The sequence below is a fragment of the Nostoc sp. UIC 10630 genome (assembly GCF_010747425.1).
Lineage (GTDB): Bacteria > Cyanobacteriota > Cyanobacteriia > Cyanobacteriales > Nostocaceae > Nostoc.
Window position 1 is genome coordinate 1 of the sequence record NZ_JAAGOG010000318.1, and the last position, 6,590, is coordinate 6,590.

7 protein-coding genes are annotated in these 6,590 nt (G+C 40.4%); 3 read left to right on the top strand and 4 right to left on the bottom strand.

Going from position 1 to position 6,590, the window contains the following annotated elements:
• Nucleotides 1-92 precede the first annotated feature (92 nt).
• Nucleotides 93-2,390, top strand: a complete 2,298-nt coding sequence (locus tag G1O98_RS36125) for a hypothetical protein (RefSeq protein WP_163938981.1) — start codon at nt 93-95, stop codon at nt 2,388-2,390.
• Nucleotides 2,391-2,435: 45 nt separating this feature from the next.
• On the opposite strand, the gene G1O98_RS36130 is transcribed toward G1O98_RS36125, so the two are convergent.
• Nucleotides 2,436-3,332: an aspartoacylase gene (locus tag G1O98_RS36130; RefSeq protein ID WP_163938983.1), complete on the bottom strand. Its 897-nt coding sequence runs from the start codon at nt 3,330-3,332 to the stop codon at nt 2,436-2,438.
• Nucleotides 3,333-3,614: 282 nt separating this feature from the next.
• Here G1O98_RS36130 and G1O98_RS36135 point away from each other — a divergent pair, with 282 nt between their 5' ends.
• The gene (locus tag G1O98_RS36135) at nt 3,615-4,784 is read left to right on the top strand and encodes an AGE family epimerase/isomerase (RefSeq protein WP_163938985.1); all 1,170 of its coding nucleotides are present in this window, start codon (nt 3,615-3,617) and stop codon (nt 4,782-4,784) included.
• Between the two features lie 88 nt (nt 4,785-4,872).
• Here the strand turns inward: G1O98_RS36135 and G1O98_RS40995 are convergent, their stop codons facing one another.
• Both G1O98_RS40995 and G1O98_RS36140 read right to left on the bottom strand, forming a co-directional pair.
• Nucleotides 4,873-4,995 carry a hypothetical protein gene (locus G1O98_RS40995; protein ID WP_265578594.1) on the bottom strand — a complete coding sequence of 41 codons (123 nt, stop codon included), beginning with the start codon at nt 4,993-4,995 and terminating at the stop codon, nt 4,873-4,875.
• 110 nt (nt 4,996-5,105) lie between these two features.
• Nucleotides 5,106-5,459, bottom strand: coding sequence for a Spx/MgsR family RNA polymerase-binding regulatory protein (locus G1O98_RS36140; protein WP_163938987.1), 354 nt, complete (start codon nt 5,457-5,459; stop codon nt 5,106-5,108).
• A gap of 415 nt (nt 5,460-5,874) precedes the next feature.
• On the opposite strand from G1O98_RS36140, the gene G1O98_RS36145 reads away from it, so the two are divergent.
• Nucleotides 5,875-6,057 carry a hypothetical protein gene (locus G1O98_RS36145; protein ID WP_041565423.1) on the top strand — a complete coding sequence of 61 codons (183 nt, stop codon included), beginning with the start codon at nt 5,875-5,877 and terminating at the stop codon, nt 6,055-6,057.
• A 148-nt stretch (nt 6,058-6,205) separates the two neighbouring features.
• On the opposite strand, the gene G1O98_RS36150 is transcribed toward G1O98_RS36145, so the two are convergent.
• Nucleotides 6,206-6,433: a hypothetical protein gene (locus G1O98_RS36150; protein WP_243458642.1), complete on the bottom strand. Its 228-nt coding sequence runs from the start codon at nt 6,431-6,433 to the stop codon at nt 6,206-6,208.
• Nucleotides 6,434-6,590: the final 157 nt, after the last annotated feature.

Consider the following 6,590-nt stretch of genomic DNA (forward strand, 5'->3'; position numbering starts at 1 on the left):
GTGTAAAACTACCGCTCATTTATAATAATTATATTTTTTACTGATTTCTCAAAAAATGATTGTATATAAATAATTAAAAGCTGAAAAACTATATGATAAATAAATTAATGGCGGAGTTAGGAAAACTCCGTCACAAGCTTAATCAGCAAATCAAAAAATTATCTAAACTTAGATATTTACAAAGAAGTAAAACTTTCAACTTTTTACTCAGTTTGACTGTTGGAGTCATTGTTACTACCCTTGGTATTACAACAGACTGGGCAACAAAAGAAACATCCACGCTTACATACAAAACATCGTGGACAAGTAATTCTATTGACAGTACAAATCTGCTGGTACAAAACAATACTGAAACACCCACACTTACTTACAAAACATCGTGGATAGGTAACACTATTGGTAGTGGAAATCTACGGGTACAAAACAATATTGAGGCAATGTATGTTTCTCCTGATGGCACAGTTTATACCAACAGCCATTGGGATGAGGCGGGAATGGAGGCAGCCATATATAAAGATGGTAAGGTTATTGGTGCTATTGGCGATACTCACGGCTGGAGTCGTGGAGGTGGCATCGCTGTAACAGCAAATAGTAAATATATTTACCTTGCCATGACTCAGGGATCGAAGGGCAAAACTGACGAAGATTACCCCCCTGAAGGTACAAGTTGGCATTGCGTTAGACGCTATGATTTGTCGGGAAAACCTGCACCGTTTCCTGAAGGGCGTGGCTGGGATAAAAGTATGTTAATTACCAGTACTAAAAGTGAAGTTACTGGATTAGCAACAGTCGGAAGCGAGTTGTATGTGAGTGATTTTGCTGCTAACCGCATTCGTGTCTATGATACTGATACGATGAAGCAAGTACGCAGTTTTACCTTTGCCAATCCAGGAGCAATAACTGTTGATCCACAAAAAAATCTGTGGATTATTCAAAGCAAAAATGGTAGTAAACCTGCCAAAATTTTACATTATTCCCAGAGTGGAAAGCAATTGCCCGAACAGATTGCAGATATCGTTGAACCAACTGCGATCGCAGTTGATCGTCAAGGTAAGCTGTTAGTGGCAGAAAATGGCCCGCGTCAGCAAATATTGATTTATGACATCAAAGATCAGCCAGTGCAGACGGGTAGTTTTGGTTCTAAGGGTGGTATTTATACAGGAATTGCTGGCGAAGTTGGAGATTTGAAGCTTTACGGACTTACCGGAGTTGGTGCAGATGCTTCAGGTAATATCTATATCAATAGTAATGGTTTCAACAAATCGGGAACAGATTTACGGAAATTTTCGCCATCGGGAAAACTAATATGGCGATCGCTAGGATTGATATTCGTCGATAATGCAGATGCCGATCCTAAAACTGATGGTGTAGATTTATTCACCAAACAAGAACACTATCTCATGGATTACAGTAAGCCTGCTGGTAAGCAATGGACTTACAAAGCTTACACCTTAAATCCTTTCAAATATCCTCAAGATCCCCGTCTACATACATCACCCGATGGAACCTTTGTGCGCCGCATCCAAGGGAAGCCGTTCTTGTTCCTCACAGATATGTACAATAGCTTCCTGCAAATATATCGTTTTAATCCAGATAAAGACGGCAAAATTGCTATCCCAGCCGGAATGTTTGTCGGTAGCAATGGCGCAGACAAACCATTTCTCGCCGGAAATTGGCCGCCGAATCAACCACAAAAAGGCGAATGGATCTGGCGCGATCGCAACGGTAATGGCAAATTTGAAAATAATGAATATGATACCAGCAAAGATTATCCCTATATCGGCGGATGGTGGGTAGACAGCAAAGGAGATGTTTGGAAAGCTTTGCGAACAGAAGATGGCATTCGCCACTATCCTTTACAGGGAATAGATGCTAAAGGCAACCCCATCTACAACTATGGTTCGATGGAAAAGCAAACTACTCTTAGCATATTTAACGACTTGCGGCGGATCGAATATTTCCCCGAAACAGATAGTATGTATTTGTCAGGCTTTACAGTAGATCATCCGGCCTTCGGTGACGATACTGGAGTTGCTGGATCTGAAATTGCTCGTTTTGACAATTGGAGTAAAGGAAATCGTACCCCCAAGTGGCGAGTTGTGATTCCCTACGACACCACCGGCAAACGCGAAGTATCTACAGCAGCCATGAGTGTGGCGGGCGATCGGGTATTTGCTGTGAAAGTCAAAACCGCAGAGGTATATGTCTATAATGCCAAGACGGGAGCGCAAGTACAACAGTTAAAACCAGGCCCAGAAGTTGGCAGCGAAAGTGGCTGGATTGATATACCTTATGGTATCCGCGCATTTCGTCGTTCAAATGGTGAGTATCTGGTATTTGTGGAAGAAAACTGGAAAGGAAAAGTGATTATGTATCGGCTAGCAGGTTGAGTATTTACTAGCTGATTTGCAATCTTGGTTAAAAGGGCAAAGAAATTAAACTACCTCTTGCAGCTTTTGACTGAGATACATCGCAATTCCTTTCTCATAGTAAGCAGCTTCATTAATAAAAATAGGATAAACAGTAGACTCTCCCTCATAGAAAATATCTTTTCCTGCAAAAGTCAGAAACATTGGATCGCCTGGATTCAAAGGTTCATAGTCTCTAAACTGAAGCTGGGGATGAATCATGGCTTGAATCTCCCCACTTTGCAACCCGCCGTAATCATCGCTTCTAGGATAATCGATAGTTTCAATATATTGATAGAGTGTAAGCTGGCTGCTTGTCTGCGGAATATTACCTTGATTGCACCCTTCAAAATAGTCTAAAATTGCATAAATAAGCTGCTCTGTTTGCTGAAATAATTCAGCATTTAAAATATTCTGAGCCACAGCACCAACTTCGATAACAAAACCCAATTCGCACAAAGAACGAAGAAAACCACCTTCTTTAGATTGCTGATTCACAAAAACCTTTACCATCGGATTGATAGAACTTAAATAAGCAGCTAACCGAAGTAAGAAAGGATTCAGATCACAAAAAATCAGACTTAACCCCATGTTGGCAGTTGTGCTGTGCAAATCAACAATTACATCTACAAATGGCAGATTTTGCGGTTGCAGTATTTGTTGGATTGCTTTCGCCCGCGTATCTTCATAACTTGAGAGTTGAGGATTTTGTAAACCTTGATTGGTGAAACAACGGTTTAAATCCCTGTCAATGTATCGTTTACCTTCTTCAATAGCTTTAAGATTGCCAAGTAATGGCAGAGTTTCAAAAGTTGTCCTATTAATTAAATTTGGATACTGCTGAAACTTTTTGACTAGATATACTCCTGTTAACTCATTACCGTGGTTTCCTCCAACGATCGCAACTCGTTTAATCTGGCTCATAACAACCTCACTGTCTCCCCTACGGTTATTGAGAATAGTGCAAGATACAAGATAGAAGTATAACTGTTGCTGACTAAATCTTGTAAAAGACTGACACGAACGCTCCATGTTCGAGCCAAAATGTGATAACTGTTATACCAATTTAATGTGAAGCTGCACTAAATGAGTAACTCTCTATTCTTGGCGCTCTTGGCGTACTTGGCGGTTCGTTTAATATTCTGTGCATCTTCATGCAGAATTGGTATTAAGCTGTTAGCTTTAGCACAAAAGGAGTGAAAATTTATGGAGTATAATTTTCAAGCGATCGCTGAACTTTACAAAAACGCCCTCCTCAACGACGTACTCCCATTTTGGGAAAAATATTCTCTTGATTGGCAACAAGGCGGCTATTTCACTTGCCTAGATCGCTACGGCAAAATTTATGATACAGACAAATTCGTCTGGCTGCAAAACCGCCAAGTGTGGACTTTTTCGATGCTTTACAACCAGCTAGAAAAGCGCGAAAACTGGCTAAAAATTGCCAGCAATGGTGCTAATTTTCTCGCCCAACATGGCAGAGATAGTGATGGTAACTGGTACTTTGCTCTCACCCGTGAGGGAAAACCACTGGTTGAGCCTTACAATATCTTTTCTGATTGCTTTGCAGCGATGGCATTTAGTAAATATGCACTCGCTGGGGGCGAAGAATGGGCAAAAGATGTGGCAATGCAGGCTTATAACAACGTTTTACGCCGTAAAGATAACCCGAAAGGCAAATATAATAAAACCTATCCCGGCACACGCCCGATGAAATCATTGGCTGTACCAATGATTTTAGCCAACCTGACTCTAGAAATGGAATGGCTGCTACCAAAAGAAACCCTAGAGAATGTCCTAGCTGAGACTGTCAGTGAAGTGATGACCAATTTTTTCGACCCAGAGCGGGGACTAATGTACGAAAATGTTGCCCCTGACGGTTCCCACATAGATTGTTTTGAGGGACGGCTGATTAACCCTGGTCACGGTATCGAAGCTATGTGGTTTATCATGGATATCGCCCACCGGAAAAACGATACCAAAACTATTAACCAAGCTGTTGATGTGGTGCTAAATATCCTGAATTTTGCTTGGGATAGCGAGTACGGCGGATTGTATTACTTTATGGATGCAGACGGTCATCCTCCACAACAATTGGAATGGGATCAAAAATTGTGGTGGGTTCACCTAGAGTCTTTGGTTGCATTAGCAATGGGCTATCGTCTAACAGGGCGTGAGGTATGTTGGGAGTGGTATCAAAAGATGCACGATTATGCCTGGTCACACTTTGCCGATTCAGAGTACGGTGAGTGGTTTGGCTATCTCAATCGACGTGGGGAAGTATTGTTAAACCTCAAAGGTGGAAAATGGAAAGGATGTTTTCACGTGCCGCGTGCATTATATCTTTGTTGGCAGCAGTTTGAGGCATTAAAGTAAGTTGAGCTATCTCAGCAAGTAGATTTTTCTAGCTAACCACTTAGCTAGGATTTATTGGAATTGAAAGTTTATTTGAAGTAAACGCACTTTATAAAAATCTATATAATGAGATAACTAAACCTCGTCTACCTTGAGAACCGTAGTTTTGTAGATTGGGTGCAGCGATCGCATAACCCAACATAATAAATAAGGTGGTAATGTTGGGTTGCATTTCACTCCACCCAACCTACATAAATATATCTTTTAAAAAATCTAGGTTTCAACATAGATGAGGTTTATAATGTGCTGTAAATTAAGAGTTAAAGCTATTAGCCATCTGAATTAAAGCTTTAATTTTGTTTTAATTACTGCCTCATCTCTAAAGCCTACTAACACTGCTGTTCCATCTTTAACGAAAATTGGGCGTTTTAGCAGCATTGCATCGTTAGCAAATGCGTCAATCCACTGTTGCTCAGTCCAAGTCTTCTTTTCATCTCCTAAAGCTCGATAAGACTGACCGGAGGTATTCCGCATGGGAGCAGAACCCAAAGACTTCATCCAGTTTTGGATCATCTCACTCTTGGGTGGAGTTTCTTTAGTATTGATGAATTCATATTCAATGCTATTGCTTTGAAGCCACATCAGAGCTTTTTTGCAAGTGCCACAGTTGGGAATTCCGTAAACTTGAATAGACATAAAGTAGTTAAGCAAGAATTATCCTTTTTATACATAATATAATCGATGTAACCCTTATTTTAAGTTTTTTGAAAGTTTAGATTTTACTTCTTGTGGGTGCAAAGAGTTTATGAGAGTTTTAAGAGGATATTTGAAAAGTGTTAGGCGAATAGAATTCGCTACTACACAAACCAAGTTCACCTCCGTGGACTAATAAAAAATCAAGGGTTTTGTCTGTGTAGCCGCAATTTCTAATCGCCAGGGCTAGTAAAAAATTAGACTTTTCCAACATCCTCTAATAGCATTAGTATCTCTGTATTCGTTAAGCACGTAAAATTTAGGTCGGTTATTACCCACATTAGTCTGATTGTTATTAGTCAGAATGAAGTGGTGCAATAAATTGCACTCTTACCAAAGCTAAATATAGAGGTAAACTATGTTTCCTTTTTGGGGTAATCCTTGTTATGGAAGCGAACCTATTTCGCACAAAGCTAGCTTAGAACGGAAATTAAAATTCTTGATTTGGATACGAGATGATTTAGAGTCCAAACTGGCTGGTATTAATGCTTCTATTGATACCATTCGGCAGCAAATAGAACGCTCAGACTCAGCTACTTAGAATTTAATTTTTGCAGACATTTGTACTTCAAACGACATGCTTTAATTTTATACTTCGATAGTTGATCGGGAGCGATGTCTACGATGGGCTACGCCTACGCCTTGTAGAAAACCTTAAAAACAAGACGTAGATGCGTAGCAGTTTGTCATTAGACATCGCTCAAGCTGCCTTTGCCGTTAGTTACAGTTTGGGTGAGTTGAGTGACGGGAACCGTTACAACTATAGGAACTTGCGAAATAGATTTTTTACTCGTACTCCGCTTTCGGCTAGAGCCACCTGCCTTTGAATACTCCATACTGTTTTTGCCATAGACAGTTGCAACTGCACTAAGCATCCTCTCAGATAGTTCCGAGAGTCCTCTGTCCATCTGATTCATCGTCTTACGAGATTCCTCAAGATTAGACAGAAGCGTATTATGGGCTTCTAGCGTGGCACGGGTATTATCAATGAAGCGGGTATAGGACTAATATTTGATTTCTGAAAAAGCTCCGTACATTTGAAGGGTGGGGAAATCAAAGGTCGTGTGTCGGATA